At 70.1% G+C, this 18,278-nt stretch carries 15 protein-coding genes; 4 read left to right on the top strand and 11 right to left on the bottom strand.

Annotated features, from left to right (window positions below):
- Positions 1-19: 19 nt before the first annotated feature.
- From ALI22I_RS16575 to ALI22I_RS16545, 7 genes are all read right to left on the bottom strand, one after another.
- Entirely contained in the window at positions 20-1,834 is a 1,815-nt protein-coding gene (locus ALI22I_RS16575) for a VgrG-related protein (RefSeq protein ID WP_077006399.1), read from the bottom strand.
- Positions 1,824-2,585, bottom strand: a complete 762-nt coding sequence (locus tag ALI22I_RS16570; protein WP_077006398.1) for a CIS tube protein — start codon at positions 2,583-2,585, stop codon at positions 1,824-1,826. Before ALI22I_RS16570 ends, ALI22I_RS16575 begins: the two co-directional genes overlap by 11 nt.
- Before the next feature lie 7 nt (positions 2,586-2,592).
- On the bottom strand, positions 2,593-3,024 hold the full coding sequence (locus tag ALI22I_RS16565) for a phage tail protein (RefSeq protein WP_077006397.1): 432 nt from the start codon (positions 3,022-3,024) through the stop codon (positions 2,593-2,595).
- Between the two features lie 2,699 nt (positions 3,025-5,723).
- Entirely contained in the window at positions 5,724-5,882 is a 159-nt protein-coding gene (locus ALI22I_RS49245; RefSeq protein WP_106618461.1) for a DUF6760 family protein, read from the bottom strand.
- Positions 5,879-6,325, bottom strand: a complete 447-nt coding sequence (locus ALI22I_RS16555; protein WP_077006395.1) for a hypothetical protein — start codon at positions 6,323-6,325, stop codon at positions 5,879-5,881. Before ALI22I_RS16555 ends, ALI22I_RS49245 begins: the two co-directional genes overlap by 4 nt.
- Before the next feature lie 4 nt (positions 6,326-6,329).
- Complete coding sequence (locus ALI22I_RS16550) at positions 6,330-6,773, bottom strand: phage tail protein (protein WP_077006394.1); 444 nt, start codon at positions 6,771-6,773, stop codon at positions 6,330-6,332.
- Between the two features lie 51 nt (positions 6,774-6,824).
- Positions 6,825-8,351, bottom strand: coding sequence for a phage tail sheath family protein (locus ALI22I_RS16545; protein WP_077006393.1), 1,527 nt, complete (start codon positions 8,349-8,351; stop codon positions 6,825-6,827).
- A gap of 206 nt (positions 8,352-8,557) precedes the next feature.
- On the opposite strand from ALI22I_RS16545, the gene ALI22I_RS16540 reads away from it, so the two are divergent.
- Both ALI22I_RS16540 and ALI22I_RS16535 read left to right on the top strand, forming a co-directional pair.
- Positions 8,558-11,821, top strand: coding sequence for a phage tail protein (locus ALI22I_RS16540; protein ID WP_238598402.1), 3,264 nt, complete (start codon positions 8,558-8,560; stop codon positions 11,819-11,821).
- Complete coding sequence (locus ALI22I_RS16535) at positions 11,818-12,510, top strand: hypothetical protein (RefSeq protein WP_077006392.1); 693 nt, start codon at positions 11,818-11,820, stop codon at positions 12,508-12,510. Before ALI22I_RS16540 ends, ALI22I_RS16535 begins: the two co-directional genes overlap by 4 nt.
- Positions 12,511-12,524: 14 nt before the next feature.
- Here ALI22I_RS16535 and ALI22I_RS16530 read toward each other — a convergent pair whose 3' ends face one another.
- The 3 genes from ALI22I_RS16530 to ALI22I_RS16520 all read right to left on the bottom strand — a co-directional run bounded on the left by ALI22I_RS16530 (position 12,525) and on the right by ALI22I_RS16520 (position 15,967).
- Positions 12,525-13,247, bottom strand: coding sequence for an eCIS core domain-containing protein (locus ALI22I_RS16530; protein ID WP_077006391.1), 723 nt, complete (start codon positions 13,245-13,247; stop codon positions 12,525-12,527).
- A gap of 114 nt (positions 13,248-13,361) precedes the next feature.
- Complete coding sequence (locus ALI22I_RS16525; RefSeq protein WP_077006390.1) at positions 13,362-15,362, bottom strand: ATP-binding protein; 2,001 nt, start codon at positions 15,360-15,362, stop codon at positions 13,362-13,364.
- Entirely contained in the window at positions 15,359-15,967 is a 609-nt protein-coding gene (locus ALI22I_RS16520) for a DUF4255 domain-containing protein (protein ID WP_077006389.1), read from the bottom strand. Before ALI22I_RS16520 ends, ALI22I_RS16525 begins: the two co-directional genes overlap by 4 nt.
- Positions 15,968-16,122: 155 nt before the next feature.
- On the opposite strand from ALI22I_RS16520, the gene ALI22I_RS16515 reads away from it, so the two are divergent.
- Positions 16,123-16,572 (top strand): hypothetical protein, encoded by a 450-nt coding sequence (locus ALI22I_RS16515; RefSeq protein WP_077006388.1) that lies wholly within the window; start codon positions 16,123-16,125, stop codon positions 16,570-16,572.
- Complete coding sequence (locus tag ALI22I_RS16510) at positions 16,539-16,895, top strand: hypothetical protein (RefSeq protein ID WP_077006387.1); 357 nt, start codon at positions 16,539-16,541, stop codon at positions 16,893-16,895. The genes ALI22I_RS16515 and ALI22I_RS16510 overlap by 34 nt, the downstream gene beginning before the upstream one ends.
- Positions 16,896-17,004: 109 nt before the next feature.
- Here ALI22I_RS16510 and ALI22I_RS16505 read toward each other — a convergent pair whose 3' ends face one another.
- Positions 17,005-18,213, bottom strand: a complete 1,209-nt coding sequence (locus ALI22I_RS16505) for a hypothetical protein (RefSeq protein WP_077006386.1) — start codon at positions 18,211-18,213, stop codon at positions 17,005-17,007.
- Positions 18,214-18,278: the final 65 nt, after the last annotated feature.

Genomic DNA, 18,278 nt, shown 5'->3' with positions numbered 1-18,278 from the left:
CCCCTCCCCTTCGACAACGTCAGTTGATCCGGACGAGCGCGCCGCGCACGGTCACCGGCCCACTCGCGGTGAGTTCGGCCTGGCCCTGACCGGTGACCGCCACCGTGGCGCCCTCGACCTTGACCCCGGCCGTGCCGGACGCCTTGAGCTGGGCGCCCGCCTCGATGGTCACGTCGGTCTGCGCCTTGGCGGTGATCTTCTGGCCCTTGAGCTCCAGCGGGCCGGTGCCGGAGTCGATGGTGACGCCGTTCTGCGCCTTGATCGTCACGGCCTTGCCGCTGGTCACCTCGATGGCCTGGTTCTTCTGGTCGAGCTTGACCACGAACTTGCCGTCGCCGCTGGAGATGACGATGCCCTCGTCCTCGACGAACTCGACCTTGTGGTGCTTGCGGGAGACGAACCCGCGGGCCGCGATCTCGCCGCTGTTGCCGTCCACCGGGTCTTTGCTGAGCGTCGGCGGCTTGTCCTTGCCGTTGTAGAGGCCGCCGAGCACGTACGGCGCGTCGAAGTCGCCGTGCTCGAAGCCGACCAGCACCTCGTCACCGACCTCGGGCAGCACGAGTTCGCCGTAGGTGTTGCCCGCGCTGCTGTGCACGGTGCGCGCCCAGCCGCTGGAGAAGTCCGGTGACAGCCACGGGTAGGTGACCTTGACCCGGCCCGTTTTCGCCGGGTCTTTGACATCGCTGACCACGGCCGGGACCAGACCGCGTCCGTTCTGACCGGCGGGGCCGCCGTTGGCCAGCCCGTAGAGGGAGCGTTCCTGCCGGCCGGAGACGGTGAACTCGGTCGTGTATCCGACCTGTTCGGTGAACAGGTGGCGGGTGCTGGTGAGCGTGTACTTGCCCGCGAACGGCTCGCCGATGTTGGTCAGCGCCACCGCCGTGCCCGCGCGCAGCTTGGGGTTGCCGCGCGCCACACCAGCCAGCTCCGCGCACGCGCCGCCCAACTGGGTGCCCAGAGCGGCGGCGACCGCGTCCGCCTCGGCCTGGCTGCGGTGCGGGCCGCCGGCCAGGAACGGCGGGCTGCCGAACTTGCCGCCCAACGCGACCGGGTCGACGCCGGTGGCCTCGGTGCCCAGCGCGCTCGGCGGCTTGGTGGCCACGACTTCCTGCTTGTTCTCGTGGTCCCAGCCCCGGACCTGGACCTCGGGCACCTGCTCGGCGGCGGTGATCGCGGCGCGCAGCGACAACAGGGTCCGGTGCATCTCCAGCACCAGCGGGTTCGCCTTGGCCTTGGCGTTGGTGGCGGGCGCGGACTTGGGTTCCTCGGGGAGCTGGAAGTCCAGCTTGCCCTCCACCACCGAGATCTGCGCGCCGACCAGCGCGGCGATCCGGGACAGGAACTCCCAGTCGCTGACGCCGTCCTGGCTGAGCTGGGTATGCGGGCGGCCGAAGCCCTTCACGTCGTCGATCTGCCCGACCGGGATCTTCGCCCGCTGCGCCACCTTGCGCACCACGTCGGCGACGGTCATGTTCGGGTAGGAGACGACCCGGCTGCCCCGGAACAGCCGGTGTCCCAGGTCGTAGCCGCGGACCTCGGTGAACGTGCCGCTGGTGTCCAGGTCGATGCCGACCGCGGTGACCTCGCCGCTCATCAACGGCTGCGGGCCACCCGGATCGGACGTCTGCACCTTCAACGCGATCTTCGCGCCGATCTTGAACCCGCCCTTGCCGAGCACCACGTGGCCGGGATCGCGGAAGCGGAGCACGAACACGTCCGGCAGGTTGCGGCTGTCGTCCACGAACGCGTGCGTGAGCAGGGACTTGACGTCGGCGGGCAGCGGGCCGCCCTCCACCTCGACCACCAGGGAGTTCGCGAAGGTCTCATTGGGCATCGCGGATCTCCTCCAACGCGGGCACCAGCAGCCGCGAGCCCGGCCGCAGCCGCATCGGGTCGTCGATGTCGTTGGCCTCCGCGATCTCCCGCCACAGCTCGGCGTTGCCGTAGGCCTTGTAGGCGAGGGATTGCAGCGTGTCGCCCGCGACCAGGACGTGCGAGTCGCGGGCCGCGAGAGCGCCGGAGGTGGGGTTCTGGCCGCCCTGCTCGCCCGCGATCTCCTCCAGGTTGACCGTGCACGTCGCCCGGACCGGGACGCCGGCGGGCGTGAACAGCGTGTACTTGGCGCTGACGCTGGCGACGAACGCCGGGAAGCCGGTCATGCCACCCCACTTGAAGATCACCCACGGCGGTGAGCCCTTGCCGTGCTGGCGGCTGTCCTCCGTGGGCACGCAGCAGGCGAACAGCTGCTCGACCATCTTCACCACGCTGTCGTCCATGTGGTCGGTGGCGTCGAGGAAGACTTCCAGGGCCAGCTTGACCGGGTCGGAGCCCTTGAACTCCGGGGTGCCGCTCTTGGGCACGTTCGGCTGGCGGCTGCGCTCCCACTTGGCGTTCTTGGACAGCGAGAGTTCCTTGGGGTTGAACTGGAAGGTGATCTCGTGCATGAGGTCGCCCGGCTTGGCCGCGCCGCCGGCCTTCGGTGGGCGGTGCACGCTGATCAGGGCTTTCTGCAGGTTCGTCGGCGCGGCGTAGCTGTTGGCCTTGGCGCTCGTGCCGGCCGAGGTGAAGGTGATCGGGGAGGCCATGTCGGGCTCACTTCGCCGTGCTGAGGAAGCCGTGGTGGGCGAGTTCGAGGGTTTCGGTAGCGACCTTGGGCGAGTCGGCGGACAGCTGGGGTCCGCTCCACCGCACCGGGACCACGCCGGAGAGCGCCCAACTGGCGATCACCGTGCCCGCAAGCGTTCGCGCCTCGATGATCGCCGTCTTGCGGGTGACGCCGGCGGCCATGCCCGCGATCCACTTGATGATCTTCGCGCTGTCCTTGGTGACCGGACGGGACAGCTTGACGTTGGAGTACTTGATGCGGGTGGGCAACTGCCAGACCATCCCGTTGTTGCCACCCTCCTCGCGCTGCTCCATGGTGAACTCGATGCCGAGCCCGTCACAGCTGTTGAAGGAGCCGAGGCTCTCGTCGTCGATGCGCACGACGAAGCACACGGCCACCGCTTCTTCCACCTCGGCCATTCCGCTCACCTCCACCGATCGGTCAACGCTCCGCGCCGTTCACGGTCGAGCCACAGCTCGGCCTTGAGCCGGCGAACCAGGGGGTCGTAAAGCTTCTTGAGCAGCTCCTCAGGCTCCTGCGCACCTGCCGCCGCTTGACCAGCCACACCTGCTTGCCCCGCCGCCACGCCGGCCTGACCCGCTGCCGCACCGGCCTCCGGCATCGCCGTGACTGCCGTGACTGCCGGGATCGGCTCAGGAGCCGCCGTCGTGATCGCGGACTCGCCCGGCCCAGACGATGCGGACGGCGGAGGAGGCGATACCTCGACCTCCCGCTGCACGAACTCGAACTCGGACGCCACTGGCCGCCTGACCGCAGGGGCAAAGCCCTCCCCCACCACGGGCCGCCCCAGCCCCAACACCGGCCGACCCGCACGTGCGCCAGTCGGCCCAGCCACGGTCCGCTGCACCACCGGCGCCGCTTGCCCCACCCCCGCCTGCGCCACCGGTGTCGAACCATGCGGTGTTGGGCTGTGAGGTGTGGGGCTGTGAGGTGTGGGGCTGTGAGGTTCGAACGTCGGCAACGCCAACTGGGACTGAGCACCGAGAAGCGGCCCCGTCACCTCGGACCCCGCGAAATCAGGCGCTGCGAGGTAACCATCCGGCTCCGGCTCCACGGTCCGCTGCACACCGATCGGCATCCCCAACCCGACACCGGACGCCGGAACCTCCACCCTCGGCTCACTCACCGTCTTCACCGTCCGGGCGGTCTCGGACGTGACGAGCCGCTGAATCCCGACCGGACGCCCGACAACCGGCGCGCCGAGCCCACCGGATTCCGGTAGACGGGTCCGCTGCACCGGCTGACCCAATGTCCCCGCACCAGCACCAGCACTCGCACTGGGCACACCGAGCAGCGGCGGAGAATTCTCCACGCGCACCGCCGGCGACTCGCCGACCAGACCACCTTCACTCCACCGCACCGGAGTCTGACCAGGCAGCACCACCGGCTCAGTCGCGACTTCCGGCACAGCCGTTCGCTGCACCCCAACAGGAGCACTCACCTCAGTCCTGCCCCGCGACACTGTCTCCGTTGACGCGTAGGAAAGAACCGGCGCTTTGTCGGACGACTCAGATGCCGTGTGCGAAATCCCAGCCGTCGTAGGCGATGGCTCGCCTGCTAGGCGAGACACCTCCAGCGTTGGGCGCGATGGCTCGGGGGCATCATGCGACGCCTCCAGCGCCGGGAGGGCCGGTTCAGGCGCTGAGTGCGACGATTCCGGGTCTGCCTGCGGAGGCTCCGGTGACGGACGCGATGGCTCGGGCGATATCGGGGCCGGCTCCAGCGGCATGTGCAGTGTCTGCGGTGCGTGCAGCGACTCTGGTGTGGGGACAGCCGAATCCGCCCATGCACCAAGAGAAGGCCGTGCTTGAACCGACGGCCCAACCTCCGCCGCCGTCCGCTGCACGACCGGAAACTCACGCCGCACCGGTGTGCCGCCACCGGCAACGTCGACACTTCGGCTCACCACCGGCGCATCGCTTGGCCGGACCTGCGGCGTCAGTGCGACCTCCGATATGGGGCCGACCTCCGATGTGTGTCCGACCTCAGGCGTGTGTCCGATCTCCGGCGTGTGTCCGATCTCCGGCTGCGGCCAGACCTGCGGGGTGGGTGCGATCTCCGGCGTGGGGCTGACCTCAAGCTTTGGCCAGACCTGTGGGGTCGGTGCGATCTCCCGCTTCGGCTCGACCGCCAGGGTCTCACCGACCTCCAGCCTGGACACGACCTCTCGCCCCGGCTTGGGCCCGACCCCCACGGTCGGCTTGGAGGGGATCGCCAGCACCGGTCCGACGTCAGGCTTCGGTCGGGTTGCCGGCTCCGGCACAACTTCGAGGTTTGGCCTGTTTTCAAGGCTTGGCGAAGGTTCGGACAATGGCGCGGCTTCAGGTTCGGGGACGAAGACCTGCACATCCGCGTCGCCACCGACCCCGGCCTCAATCCCGTGCACTACCCCGACCTCAGGCTCCTCGGCCGCAGGCTCAATCCCGAACTCAGGCTCGGTCGCACGCTGAACCCGGACCTCGTGGTCAATCTGAGCCGCAGGCTCAACCCTGGCGACAGGCTCGACTGCGGCCACAGCTTCGACTCCCGGCTCAGCTTCGATCTTGGGTTCAGGCTCGCGGTCCGTGTCCAACCGCTGCACCGGTTGGGCCACTTCGCGTTGCGCCACAGCGTTCCGGGCCCCGCTCGGAGTCGCGCTCGGGGCCGCACTTTGGGCGTCACTCCGGGTCTCGCTCCGGGCACCGCCCCCGGCCTCGCTCTGGGCGCCGCTCTGGGCCTGGCTCCCGGACTCGGCTGCCGAGGGCGAACCCCAGAGTCGTGACCACAAGTTCCGGGGCTTTGCGGCAGGCGGCTGGGCGACGGGCATGTCCACGGCCGGCTGCTCCACCGGCTGTTCCACCACCCGTTGCGCGACACCGTCGATCACGCCCGACGGCTCGTCCACCCCGACCCGGTGTGCCAACGGCGCCAGGTAGGCAGGTGACTGCCACGACGCCAAAGACCCCGAGAACCGCTCCACCGGGTTCACCAGCGGGTGCGCCGCCACCACCCGTTGGATCGGCGGCAGCCCACGCCACTCGCCGCGCCGCACGGGCAGCGCCGGCGACACCGGTGGCTCGGGCCGAGCCGCGTCACGTCGCCACGGCCACATCGCCCCTCACCGTCCCTGGCTGATCCGCGTGTTGATCCGGGCGATCTCGGCCACGTACCGCAGCCGGTCCGGGTGCTCCAGGTCGAGGATGGAGTCCCACGACCAGTGGAAGTGGTACGCCACGTACGCGACCTCCTCGTGCAGCCGGTCGGCCGCGTACGTCACGATTCCCCCAGGCGCCCACCCGCGACGTCCACGCTGAACCCGTGCCCGCACTCGGGACAGGCCACCGCCGCGCGGGTGTGCCCCTCGCTGTTGATCCGCCGGTACATGTCCTGGAGGAAAGCCAGGTCCGACGCGAACAGGTTCTCCACGACGCCCGCGTGCACGTCGGTCACCGACCCGATCCGCACGATCACCCTGGCCAGCAGCACCACGGTCAGGTACGCCGCGTTCTCCCGCACCCGGTCGTCCCGCAACGGCACCAGTTCGTCCCGCGCGGTGGCCAGGCGCATCACGCCGGAGCGGTGCACCACACCGCTGTCGTCGACGTACCCGCGTGGCAGCTCGAAGGCGAACTCGGTGCGCATCTGCTCGACCGGCGTGGAGGCCGGAGGAGCGGACGCGACCGGGACGTCGGGGGCGATCGTCGTCATCACCCTGCGCATGGCGTCACTCGATTTCCATCATCTCGTAGGTGACGACCAGCTTCTCGGTGAGCACGCTGGTGTCACCGGCCTTCAAAGACCCGATCTCCAGCGACTTCGGCCACGCGTTGGTCAGCTTGTACCGCTTGATCGGCTGGCCCTCGTAGTCGTAGACGATGATCGCGCCGCCCTTGCGCGCGGTGGCCATCTTGCCGAAGTGCGCGTCCTTGACCCACTTCTCGAAGCTGTTGTCGCCGGTCAGGCCGCGGGTGAGGGTGACCTCGCCCGCCTTCGGCCTGCCGGGCAGCTTCTTGATCACGTACTTGCCGTCCGGGGTGTTCTGCTTGAGCTCGATGACGTCCTGCTCCATCTTCAGCCCGGAGACCTCGGAGATCTGCTTGATCGCGACGCCGTCGACTTCGAGGCCGAACGAGTGGCCGACCGAGGTGTCGAGGTCGGGAAGAGCCATGACCAACCGCCTTAACTAGGACTCGCTGACGACGCTGACGCTGATGACGGACTACTCGTTGACGAGACTGGTGCCGCCGGAGATCTGCGCCAGCCGGAACACCACGAACTCGGCGGGCTTGACCGGCGCGATGCCGACCTCGCAGATGACCTGGCCGAGGTCGATGGTCTCGGCCGCGTTGGTCTCCCGGTCGCACTTGACGTAGAACGCCTCGTCGGGCGTGAGCCCGAACAGCGCGCCCTTGCGCCACTCCGTGACCAGGAAAGCGCTGATGGTGCGCCGAATCCTGGCCCACAGCGCGTCGTCGTTCGGCTCGAACACGACCCACTGGGTGCCGTTGAGGATCGACTCCTCCAGGTAGTTGAACAGCCGCCGCACGTTCAGGTACCGCCACGCCGGGTCGGACGACAGCGTGCGCGCGCCCCACACCCGGATGCCGCGACCGGGGAACGACCGGACGCAGTTGACGCCGATCGGGTTGAGCAGTTCCTGCTCGGCCTTGGTCAGCTGGGTCTCCAGCGCGACCGCGCCGCGCACGACCTCGTTCGCGGGCGCCTTGTGCACGCCGCGCGTGGCGTCGGTGCGCGCCCACACCCCGGCCATGTGACCGCTGGGCGGGATGAACGTGTGGTCGTTGCTCGCCGGGTCGAAGATCTTGATCCACGGGTAGTAGAGCGCGGCGTACTTCGAGTCGTAGCCCGCGCCGTTCATCCGCCAGTCCTTGACCTGCTGCGGGTTCAGGTCGGGTGGCGGGTCGAGCACGGCGATCCGATTGCCCATCAGCTCGCAGTGGGCGATCATCGCCAGCTGCACGGCCTTGACCGACTCCAGCGAGATCGCGCCGCGCTGGTAGCTGCTCATCAGGTCGGGCACCGAGACCATGGTGATCTCCTCGACCGCCTCCAGGCCGCCGAACCCGGTGCGGTCGGAGACGTCGCCGACGTAGTCGTCGGCCGCGATCTTGCGCGGCACCGGCGACGGGTCGACGGCCTCCTTCAGCGTGACGCTGCCCTTCTCCAGCTTGGCCACGCCCGCGTTCGTCGTCTCCTCGATCGTGATCAGGCTGGACTTCTCCTGCACGACCGTGACGACGTTCTCCTTGGTGCGCTTGGTGGTCACGTTGTGCGTCTCGACCACCTTGCCGTTCTGCTTGACCAGCAACGTGAACCGGTCGTCCGGCGGGTTCTCCCCGGTCGCGTCGGCGACCTCCACGGTGATCTCGGCCGCGCCCAGCTCACGTGCGGTGATCTTGTAGCCGCCCAGCGCGGCGTGCGCGCCGGCGCCCGCCGGGAGTTGGCCGTTGGTCTTGGCCCGCTCGCCGCCGATGCGCACGACGTAGCAGTTCGTGCCGCCGTTGAGGAAGTACCCGTACACCGACTGGGCCAGGTAGCAGTCGGCCACGAAGTCCCCGAAGACCTGCGTGTACTGCGCCCAGTTGGACACCAGCGTCGGCGTGTTGAACGGTCCTCGGGCCGCGAAGCCGACGAAGGCGGCGACGGCGGTGCCCACGCCCTCGATGGGCCGCGCACCAGCCTCCACCTCCTCGACGTACACCCCCGGCGAGAGATAGGTGGGCATCGGTTGCCTCCCAAGTCGTGCGGCTGTGCTGACTGTTGTGCTCGGTTGTGCCGTCGATGCTGCTGCGCTTCGACAACGTGCGAAACGCCCGCGAGGCTGTGCCGGGGTACGCCGTTGGCTGCCCAAAGGTGCAGCTTCCCGATCGGGCGCGGTTGACTGCCCTTCCGGTCATTGCCGCACGGTCGGCCGCACCGGACAGTGGGCGGATGGCGCAGTCGCGGGACGAGGCCCCGGTTCCGCGCGCGAAGCGGCCGGCCGCCCGCGCGCGCCGGCCTCCCGTGCCGCCGCTGCTGGCGTTGCAGGCGCAGGCGGGCAACGCGGCGGTCGCGGGACTGGTCGCGCAACGCGTGCCCGCACCGGCCGGGCTCGCACCGGCTCAGGACCCGAAGTTCCGCGAGCTCACCAAGGACATCGCGGCCAAGTCGAAGACCGCCAAGGCGCACCCGCCCGCGTCGGCGGAGGTGAAGAAGGCGCAGGACGCCGCCGTCGCGCCCGCCGACGACAAGGAGGCCCAGGCCAAGGCCGCGCAGGCGGACAAGATGGCCGGGGCGAAGCCGGGCGGGTTCGACAAGGCCGCGTTCGTCGCGGCGGTCAACGCGGCGATCGCCAAGCAGGCGCCGAAGAACCTCGACGAGGCCGACAAGTTCGCCACGTCCGGCAAGGCCGACCAGATCAAGTCCGATGTGATGGGCCAGGTCACCGCAGGCAAGGAGCAGTCGGCCAAGGACGTCTCCGAGCGCACCAAGGAGGCGCCGGACCCGAGCCGGACCGTGGAGAAGCCGGTCACGCCGCTGCCGGACGCCCCGCCTCCGCCGGCCATCGCGCCGCCGGACGCGCGCAAGGCCGTGCCGGACAAGGCGCCCGCCGCGCAGACCGATCTGAGCGCGGACAAGCACGAGACGAACGACAAGATGGCGTCGGCGGGCGTCACCGAGGAGCAGCTGGCCCAGTCGAACGAGCCGGAGTTCACCGACGCCCTGGCCGCGAAGAAGCAGGGCGAGCAGCACAGCGACACCGCGCCGGCGGCCGTGCGCGCCTCGGAGGCGCAGACCCTCGCCGCCGCCACCGGCGACGCGCAGGCCACCGGGCAGGCGGCCGTGGCGGGCTTGACCGGCGCGAAGGGCGCCCAGGCGCAGAAGGCCGGCGCGGCGAAGAACGCGACCAAGTCGAAGGACGAGCAGGACCGGATTCGGATCACCGGCGAGATCAAGGCGATCTTCGACGAGACGAAGACCAAGGTCGAGGGCGTGCTCGACGGCCTGGACGACGAGGTGGCCAAGCGGTTCGAGGCCGGTGAGGCCAGGGCGAAGGCCGCGTTCACCGCCGACCACCAGGCGCGGATGCGCAAGTACAAGGACGAGCGGTACAGCGGGATCAGCGGTGCCGCCGCGTGGGCGTACGACCTGTTCGCCGGTCTGCCCGCCGAGGCCAACGACCTGTTCGTGCAGGCGAAGAAGGTCTACGAGACGCAGATGCAGGTGGTGATCGGCGAGGTCGCCGACCACATCGGCGCGCGCCTGGCCGAGGCCAAGCGGCTGATCGCCGAGGGCCGCGACCGGGTGAAGGCGAAGGTCGAGTCCCAGTCGCCCGCGTTGCGCAAGCTGGCCGCCGAGGCGGCGAAGGACTTCGAGGGGCAGTTCGACGACCTGGAGAAGTCGGTCGACGACAAGCAGCAGTCCCTGGTGGACGACCTGGCGCAGAAGTACGTCGAGGCGCGCAACGCCGTCGACGAGGAGATCAAGAAGCTCCAGGAGGAGAACAAGGGCTGGTGGGACAAGGCGAAGGAGGCCGTCGGCGGCGCCATCGAGACGATCTCCAAGCTGAAGGACATGCTGCTCGGCGTGCTGGCGCGGGCGGCGAACGCGGTCGAGCTGATCATCAAGGACCCGATCGGGTTCCTCGGCAACCTGGTCAACGCGGTGAAGACCGGCGTGATGAACTTCGGCTCGCGCATCGCCGAGCACCTCAAGCAGGGCCTCAAGGCGTGGCTGCTGGGCAACCTGGCGAGTGCCGGCATCGAGATCCCGGAGACGTTCGACGTCAAGGGCATCCTCCGGATGGTGATGTCCATCCTCGGCCTGACGTGGGCGAGCGTGCGGGCGCGGATCACCCGGTTCATCCCCGAGCCGGTGATGGCCAAGCTGGAGCAGACGCTGGACGTGGTGAAGATCCTGGTGTCCGAGGGCCTGCCGGGGCTGTGGAAGTGGGTGGTGGAGAAGCTCGGCGACCTCAAAGAGCTGGTCATGGGCCAGATCAAGGAGTTCGTCATCGAGAAGATCGTCAAGGCCGGCATCACCTGGATCATCTCGATGCTCAACCCGGCGGCGGCGTTCATCAAGGCGTGCAAGGCGATCTACGACGTGGTCATGTTCTTCGTCGACAAGGCCGCGCAGATCAAGGAGTTCGTCGACTCGGTGCTCGACTCGATCGAGTCGATCGCCCGCGGCGGCGTCGGCGCGGTGGCCGGCCTGATCGAGAACACCCTGGCCAAGGCCCTGCCGATGGTCCTGGGCTTCCTGGCCAGCCTGCTCGGCCTGGGCGGCATCTCGGAGAAGATCAAGTCCATCCTGGAGAAGATCCAAGCCCCGGTCGGCCGAGTCGTGGACACCGTCGTCGGCACGGTGGTCAAGGCGGGCAAGAAGCTGCTCAAGGTCGGCAAGAACGTCAAGGACAAGATCGTCAAACTGCTCAGGCCCGAGCAGGACACCCTCACCATGGCCGGCGAGGGCCACACCCTCACCGCGACACCGACACCCGACGGCGGCGGTGTCGTGGAGATGGCCAGCAGGCGCGGCAAGGTGTCCACCAAGGCGAGGAACGCCGCCAAGGCCTTCGCGGAGAAGAACATCACACCCCAGCCGGGCCAGGTCGCCGCGCTCAACGAGATCGCCGACAGCGCGGAAGGCGTCGAGCGGGTCGTCGCCAAGGCCGCCAAGGACGGCAAGGCCCAGTCGTTGCTGGAGTACCCCGGATTCACCGACGCGTTCCGCGCGCTCAAAGCGCTCGTGGTGGCGTACTCGGCGAAGTACAAGGCGAAGGACATCACCGCCGACGCGCTCAAACCCGATCAGAAGAAGCTCGCCGAGGAGGTCCGGGTCGACCTCCAGGCACTCGCCGGCACGGTGCGCGACGGGCTGGTGGCCAACCCCGTCGACGTCGACGCCGTGCTGTCCGCGCCGGAGAAGGACATCCTGAAGACCAAGCCGTTCCTCTGGCGGGCCAACTTCGGCAAGGCGATGGAGCGGGTGATGGCGGCGCGCATCGCGGCCTCGCCCAAGCTCAGCCAGTACCTTTCGCACATCGGCACGTCGGGCACGCCCGACTGGGTCGGCAAGGACGTGATCGAGGGCGCAAAATACGACGTGACCACGGACAACGAGGCCACCATCAAGAAGCACGAAGGCCGGTGGTGGTGGGACAAGAAGGTCGACATCCTGATTTCCTACAAAGCACCGCCGGAGAAGAAATGAAGACGGTCACCAAGGAGACCTTCACCGATCTGCACGACCGCGACTCCGGTGTGACGATCGAGGACGCGGAGTTCGTCCGCTGCACCTTCCGCGGCAGTTCGCTGTCGATGGCCCGGACGCCGGAAACCCGGAGCACGCTGCGCCGGGTGAGGCTGCGGCGGTGCGTCGCGACCGGGTGCTTCGTGATGAACCCCGTGCTCCGGGAGGTCGAGGTCGACGGCCTGAAGTCGGGCGCGTCGCCGCTGTTCACCTGGGGCGCTCTGTTCGACCGGGTGACGTTGGCCGGCGCGGTGGACAACATCGTGCTGTCGCCGCGCGCCGATCCACCGACGTTCCCCGACGCGGACGCGGCAGCCTTCGACGCGGCCGGCCGGTCGTTCTACGGCGAGGTGGAGTGGGCGCTGGACATCCGCCGCGTCGAGGCCCAGAACCTGGAGGTGTACGGCGTACCCGGCGAGTTGGTCCGGCACGACCCGGAGACGCAGGCGATCGCCAGGCTGGACGTGGTGGCCGACGAGGCTCGTTGGCGCGACCTCGACCTGGCGGACACCTGGTGGCCGACGGTGCTCGAAACGATGATCACTCAGAGGCACGAACACGCGGTACTGGTGACGCCGCTGCGCCATCGACGTGCGTCGGCATTCGTGGAGGGGATCAAGGCACTGCGCAAGGCCGGGGTCGTCGAGTAGCCACCCCGGCGCGGCTACTCCGTCTCTTCGTCCTCTTCCCGCTGCACGGACGGCTCGACGTAGGTCTGCGCCATCTTCTCCTCCTCGCCCTCTTCGGCGGGCGGGGCTTCTTCGCGTTGGACCACGGGGTCGGTGACGCGCTGGACGGCCGGGGCCGCAGGCGTGGACATGATGTGGTCGGCGTTGGTGCTGGCCTCACGCTCGAAGCGGTCGGACGGGTCGCTGACCTTGACGCCGCCGCCGGTGTCCGTGCCTTCCACGGGGCCGTTGCGCTGCTGCACGACGTGGGTCAGCTCGTGCGCCAGCATGTGCCTGCCGGAGTCGGACGACGGGTCGTACTTGTCGCGCTGGAACACGATGTTCGAGCCGACGGTGTAGGCCTGCGCGTTGACCGACTTCGCCGACTCGTGCGCCGCGCCGTCGGTGTGCACGCGCACGTCGCCGAAGTCCTGCCCGAAGCGGGTCTCCATGTCCTCGCGCACGCCGGTGTCCAGCGGCGAACCGCCGGAGCGCACCACGTCGTGCACGGGCGACTCCGCGGCCTGGTCCTCGACCAACGTGCTCGCGCCCGCGTTGCCGACCGCGCGTTGCAGGTCGAGCATCCCGGCAGCACCCAGGACGTCCGGGCGCCCGGCCGCCGCCGCGCGTCCCATCAGGTCGTGGTCCTCGCGCTCGGCGCGATCGCCTTTCGGCCGGAAACCGACGTCACCGTCGTGATCGTGCTCGTGCCCACGCATGGTCGCCCCCTAGAACTGGCGGAGTCTGCGTCCATCCTCCAACCTCGCCCACCGCCGAACCAGGACCATGAGGGCGGCGGTCGCTGCCCGAAAGGGCAGCCACGACAACGACGCTCACCGGGCCACTTCCGCCGCCGCCAGACCGAGGTAGCGCCCGAACTCCCGCTCCCCCACCAGCCGCCCCAACTTCCGGTACTCGCGCGCCACCGCGCCGACCACCTCCGCCATCCCCACCGGCCCGCCGGACTCGGCCGCCAGGTACGCGGCGGTCACCGCGGCCGACCGGATGTGCCCGCCCGCCAGCTCGAACGCCCCCGCGAGGAAGTCCAGGTCCACCTCGGTGCGCGGCGCCGTCACGCCCAGGCACCGGTCCCACAGCAGGCGGCGCAGCGGCTCGTCCGGCATCGGGAAGTCGACCACCACGTCCAACCTGCGGGTGAACGCCTCGTCCAGGTTCGCGCGCAGGTTCGTGGCCAGCACCGCGATGCCGTCGAAGGTCTCCATGCGCTGCAACAGGTACGCGCTCTCGATGTTGGCGTACCGGTCGTGCGCGTCGCGCACCTCGGACCGCTTGCCGAAGATCGCGTCGGCCTCGTCGAACAGCAGCACGCCGTTCACGCCGGACGCCTCGGTGAAGATCCGCTCCAGGTTCTTCTCGGTCTCGCCGACGTACTTGTCCACCACGGTCGCCAGGTTCACCGTGTACAGGTCCAGGCCCAGCGACGCGGCGATGACCTCGGCGGACATCGTCTTGCCGGTGCCGGAGTCGCCCGCGAACAACCCGGTGACGCCGCGCCCCCGGCCGCCGCCCGGCCGCATCCGCCACTCGTCGATCACCTGGTCGCGGTGCCGGGCGCGGGCGGCCAGCTCGTGCAGCAAGCCGACCACCGGGTTCGGCAGCACCAGGTCGTCCCAGTCGACGGCGGGTTCGATGCGGCGGGCCAGGCGTTGCAGGCCGGCCGCGTTCTGGCTGCGTGCGCCCGCACGCAGGTGTTCCGTGGTCACGACGCCGCCGTCCACCAGCGCGGACACCGACGCGGCTCGTGCCGCGCGGGTGATCTGGCCGGGGCCCAGCACGAAGTGGGCGGTGGCGGCGGCCGGGTCGACGCCGGGCGCGAGGCTGCCGTCCAGCCGGGTCCGCCACAGGGCGGCGCGGTCGGCGACGGGCAGCGGCGCCGCGTCGTGCAGCAACGGCGGGTCGGCGCTCCACCTCGGGTCCCACACGTTCGGGCCGAACACCACCAGCGGGACCGCGGGATGGGTCAGCGCGGCCAGCGGCGGTTCCTCCTCGACCGGGCCGAGCACCACCCCGGCGCCGCGCAACACGGCCTCGCGCAGCAAAGCGGCGGTCAACGCGTGCTGGTCCGGTTCCGCGCGCAGGCGCGCCGCGTCCACCTCCAGCACCGCGAAACCGGCCTCCCGCAGCGCGGCGGCGGCCACCTCCCGGGCACCGCCGCCCGGTCGTTCGCGCAGGTAACCGAGGCGCACTTGGGCCAGCAGCGCGCGCACGAGCTTGCCGACGTCGGCCGCGGTGACCTCGTCCACCACGCGGGCGACACCGGCCAGCGCCGCGTCCGGCAGGTCGTCGCCCAGCAGGTGGTTGACCACCCGGTCCGGCACGCGCAGCGAGCGGGACAGGAACGGCCGCTCCCGGTCGTCCACCACGAGCAGCCCGGCCGACCGCAGCGGTGCCGACGGGTCGATCCGCGCCCGGCCCGCCGCCGACGCCTCCGGCAGCCCGCACAGCCGCAGCGCCAGGCCCGCGGTCGCGCGTCTCCTCGTGACGTCGTCGTTCAGGTAGCCGTAGAACTGCTCGAACCGGCTGTCCACGTCCGGCGCGAGGGCCACCAGCAGCAGCTCGACGTCCAGCCCGGACAGCCCGGCGGTCTCCGCCAGCCGCCCCAGCCGGCCGGACGCCGCCGAGGCCTGGAACGGCACGAACGGCTCCCGCCGGGACGTCAGCAGGGCGTCGATCGCCTCGTCGGACAGGTAGAGGCCGCGGAACGGGTCATCCGGGTTGGGGTCGGCGCTGCGCCGTGCCGCCACCGCCGCCCGGATCCGCCGCTCCAGCGCGGCCAGCCGGGCGAACACGTGGGGCAGGCTGCCGGTGTTCACGGGTGCCTGCGGCTCATCGCCACGCGGTGCGCGACCGAGTCGTCGCCCATGGCCAGCCGCATGCCGTCCTCCACCGGTGGCCCGGCCGGGAACACCCGGCCGGAGTCGATCGGCGCGGACACCACCACGTCCAGCGACGGTTTCAGCTCGCCGCCGAGCGCCGTCCACACGTCCGCGAACGCGCGGTCCTCCGGTGGCGGCAGGGCGACGGTCATCGGCACCGGGAGGCCCAGCTCGACCAGCGACCCGGTCAGCAGTTCGACCGGCACGGACTCGTGCCGCAGGAAGCCGATCAGCAGCTCGGACAGCAACCGGTGCTCGTCCTCCGACCGCTGGGTCCAGGCCGTCATCAGGTAGGACAGCTTGATGTGGCGCGGCGGCAGGCGGCGGGCGGTGACCTGGCCGTTCTCGTACTCGTTGAGCAGGCCCCGCTGCCGGCGGCGGAGGTCCTCGCGGATGTCGTAGAGGTAGACGTTGACGGTCGGCGCGTTGCGGCGCGCGGCCCAGTCCTTCGTGGGTGCTTCGAACGCGACCTCGACGTCCGTGCCGCGCAACGCGTCGTCCCGGACCAACCGCCTCAGCGCCTCGTCAACCTCGTGGATCACGTTCCCACGATGAGCCGGCGGTTTCTCCGCGAACAGCGGCGACCCGACGATCCTTGGGGCAGCGGCGGTTGCCCACATGGGCAACGCTGGTGTGTAACGCCGGACGGCGGACCGACGACGGGCGGATCACGTGGCGGCGAGGACCTGGGAGCGGCATGAGCACGCTGATCAACCTGTTGGCGGTGCCCATGCTGGGGCTCTGCCTGGTGTTCGCGCTGCTCTACCAGGACCGCCCGCGCCTGCTGGTCAAGCCGGGGCGGGAGTTCGTGCTGACCGTGGGCGTGATCATCGCGTTGACCGTCCTGACCGGGGGCCAGGCGATCCCCGACCCGACCGCCTCAGGTGGCCTCACCCGGTTCGTGGCGCTGTTGGAACTGGCGGTGCTCGTGGTCGGCTGCACCGCCATCGTGGTCGGTTACCGGCGGCGGAGTCGGTGGTTGCGCTCCGGCCCGCCCGCCGACCCCGCACCGCCCGGGGTCACCCAGTGGCCGCCGGAGGAGGGCGAGGTGTGGCTGGCGATCGTCACCCACGACGACGAGCGGAAACCCACAAGGAACGGCGCGTCCTGGTCGTGGACGCCACGCCGACGCACGTCGAGGTCCTGACGATCACCACCCAGCCCAAGAACGGCGACAACCGCTACCTGCCGCTCCCGCTGTCCCAGTGGCAACCGGTGCTGACCAAGAACGGCCGGCTGTCCCTGAAACCCGTGCCGCTGCCCTACTCCGAGTTCCTCAAGTACATGGGCGGCTGCCCGGTGGAGCACATGGGCGACAAGCTGGACCGCCTGATCCTCAAGCGCGACAAGTCCTGGCCCGGTTTCGCGCCGCAGCACCTCCGGGCCTCGGCCATGAACCGGCACGTCGGCCCGCACCAGGAGGCCGCCCCCATCGATCGTCGCCGCAAGTCCCGCAACAACTCCCGCTGAATCCCCGCCTCCCGCTGAATCCCGGCCTCCCCGGCTGCCGCCTCCCGGCTGCCATCCGCGCCGAGCCGACGTCCGGCACCGGTCCGGTCGTCAGCTCGGCGGTGCCGGATCAGAGTCGGCCGGGCGGGCGGCCCCCGGCCTTGATGACTTCGACCTGCTCGGTGGTGAACGGCGGTTCGAGCAGGTTGCCGCGTTGGGCGTGACAGCGGAACATGTCGGCGATGTAGTGCAGGCGGTCGGCGAGGTCCGCCCAGTCCCGCGAGGCGGTGTCGGCCATGCTGTCGGGCGTCGGGTCGACGAGTTGGAGCAGCGCCAGCAGTTCGGGGTCGGACAGCTCCACGAGCAGCGGCGGGAACCTGCCCGGGAGGTCATCGCCCAGATCGAGCAGCTCACCACCGGGCAACGCCAGCGTCATCAGGTGCTCGGTGACCGCTCGACGGGCCAACCCGCGGGCGTGGTCGGCCAACTGCTCGGTGGCCAGGCGCACCGGCTTGCGCCGGCCGACCACGGTCCAGAACGCCAGCCGCAGCCACTTGACCACGCGATTACCCGGCAGGAGCAGGTCGAACAGACGGCGTTCGAGCTCACGGGGATCGACGACCGGCGCCTCCATCGCGGCGGCGATCTCCGGTTGCAGCCGCGTCTGCTCGTGCAGGCCGATCTCGATGTTGGCCGCGAGCAGGAGCTCGGCCCGCCGTTTCGGATCGTCGGCGAACATCGCCCGGTAGTACCGCGTGAACGCCTGCCGCAGGTACCGCTGCCCCTCGGGCGGCTCACCCGACCGCAGCCCGTCACAGAACTCCGCGATCCGCCGCTCGTCCGCCACCGTCTCGTCGCCGAACGCCGCCACAAAACGCGCGAATTCCCGAGCGATCTCCTCGAAGACCTTCAGATTCCCCCGCGCCCCCGCATCACTGGCCGCGTCCAGCCGAGCCGTCACCACCACCGCCTGCCGCACCAACCGCTCGGCACCCTCGACGGCATCACGCGGAACAACCCGCCGCAAAGCACGTACAACCAACTCGATCCCGGCACCCACCTCTGGCGACGACCGCAGCAGCCGCTCCAACGTGACCGCCAGATCCTCCTGCCGGATGGTCTGCCCGATCTGCTTGGACGCCCACACCGCGAACGTGCACCAGTTCGCGGACCCGCCGCCGGTGAGGGCGGCCAGTGCCCGCGACAGTTCGTGGTAGCAGTGGGTGATCTGCAGGTTGCGGACGACCGGCTCAGCGTGCGCGGCGATCCGGTCGACATCGGCAACGGCCGGCTCGACGCCACCGCCGAGCTGGTACACGTCCCCCTCGGACTGACTCATGGACGCCGACCTTTCTGTCCGGGTGCCCCCACCCCTTCTTCGCCCCTGGAGCGAGGAATGTGACA

Source organism: Saccharothrix sp. ALI-22-I (genome assembly GCF_001984175.1).
Taxonomy (GTDB): Bacteria; Actinomycetota; Actinomycetes; order Mycobacteriales; family Pseudonocardiaceae; genus Actinosynnema.
This window is presented reverse-complemented; position numbering and strand designations above follow the sequence as displayed.

What these genes read in the sequence shown, in the direction of transcription:
- ALI22I_RS16530 (WP_077006391.1), bottom strand. Translation starts at nt 13,247, where the DNA reads ATGCGTGGGCACGAGCACGATCACGACGGTGACGTCGGTTTCCGGCCG.
- ALI22I_RS16565 (WP_077006397.1), bottom strand. Translation starts at nt 3,024, where the DNA reads ATGGCCGAGGTGGAAGAAGCGGTGGCCGTGTGCTTCGTCGTGCGCATC.
- ALI22I_RS16555 (WP_077006395.1), bottom strand. Translation starts at nt 6,325, where the DNA reads ATGCGCAGGGTGATGACGACGATCGCCCCCGACGTCCCGGTCGCGTCC.
- ALI22I_RS16545 (WP_077006393.1), bottom strand. Translation starts at nt 8,351, where the DNA reads ATGCCCACCTATCTCTCGCCGGGGGTGTACGTCGAGGAGGTGGAGGCT.
- ALI22I_RS16570 (WP_077006398.1), bottom strand. Translation starts at nt 2,585, where the DNA reads ATGGCCTCCCCGATCACCTTCACCTCGGCCGGCACGAGCGCCAAGGCC.
- ALI22I_RS16515 (WP_077006388.1), top strand. Translation starts at nt 16,123, where the DNA reads ATGAGCACGCTGATCAACCTGTTGGCGGTGCCCATGCTGGGGCTCTGC.
- ALI22I_RS16575 (WP_077006399.1), bottom strand. Translation starts at nt 1,834, where the DNA reads ATGCCCAATGAGACCTTCGCGAACTCCCTGGTGGTCGAGGTGGAGGGC.
- ALI22I_RS16540 (WP_238598402.1), top strand. Translation starts at nt 8,558, where the DNA reads ATGGCGCAGTCGCGGGACGAGGCCCCGGTTCCGCGCGCGAAGCGGCCG.
- ALI22I_RS16550 (WP_077006394.1), bottom strand. Translation starts at nt 6,773, where the DNA reads ATGGCTCTTCCCGACCTCGACACCTCGGTCGGCCACTCGTTCGGCCTC.
- ALI22I_RS16535 (WP_077006392.1), top strand. Translation starts at nt 11,818, where the DNA reads ATGAAGACGGTCACCAAGGAGACCTTCACCGATCTGCACGACCGCGAC.
- ALI22I_RS16505 (WP_077006386.1), bottom strand. Translation starts at nt 18,213, where the DNA reads ATGAGTCAGTCCGAGGGGGACGTGTACCAGCTCGGCGGTGGCGTCGAG.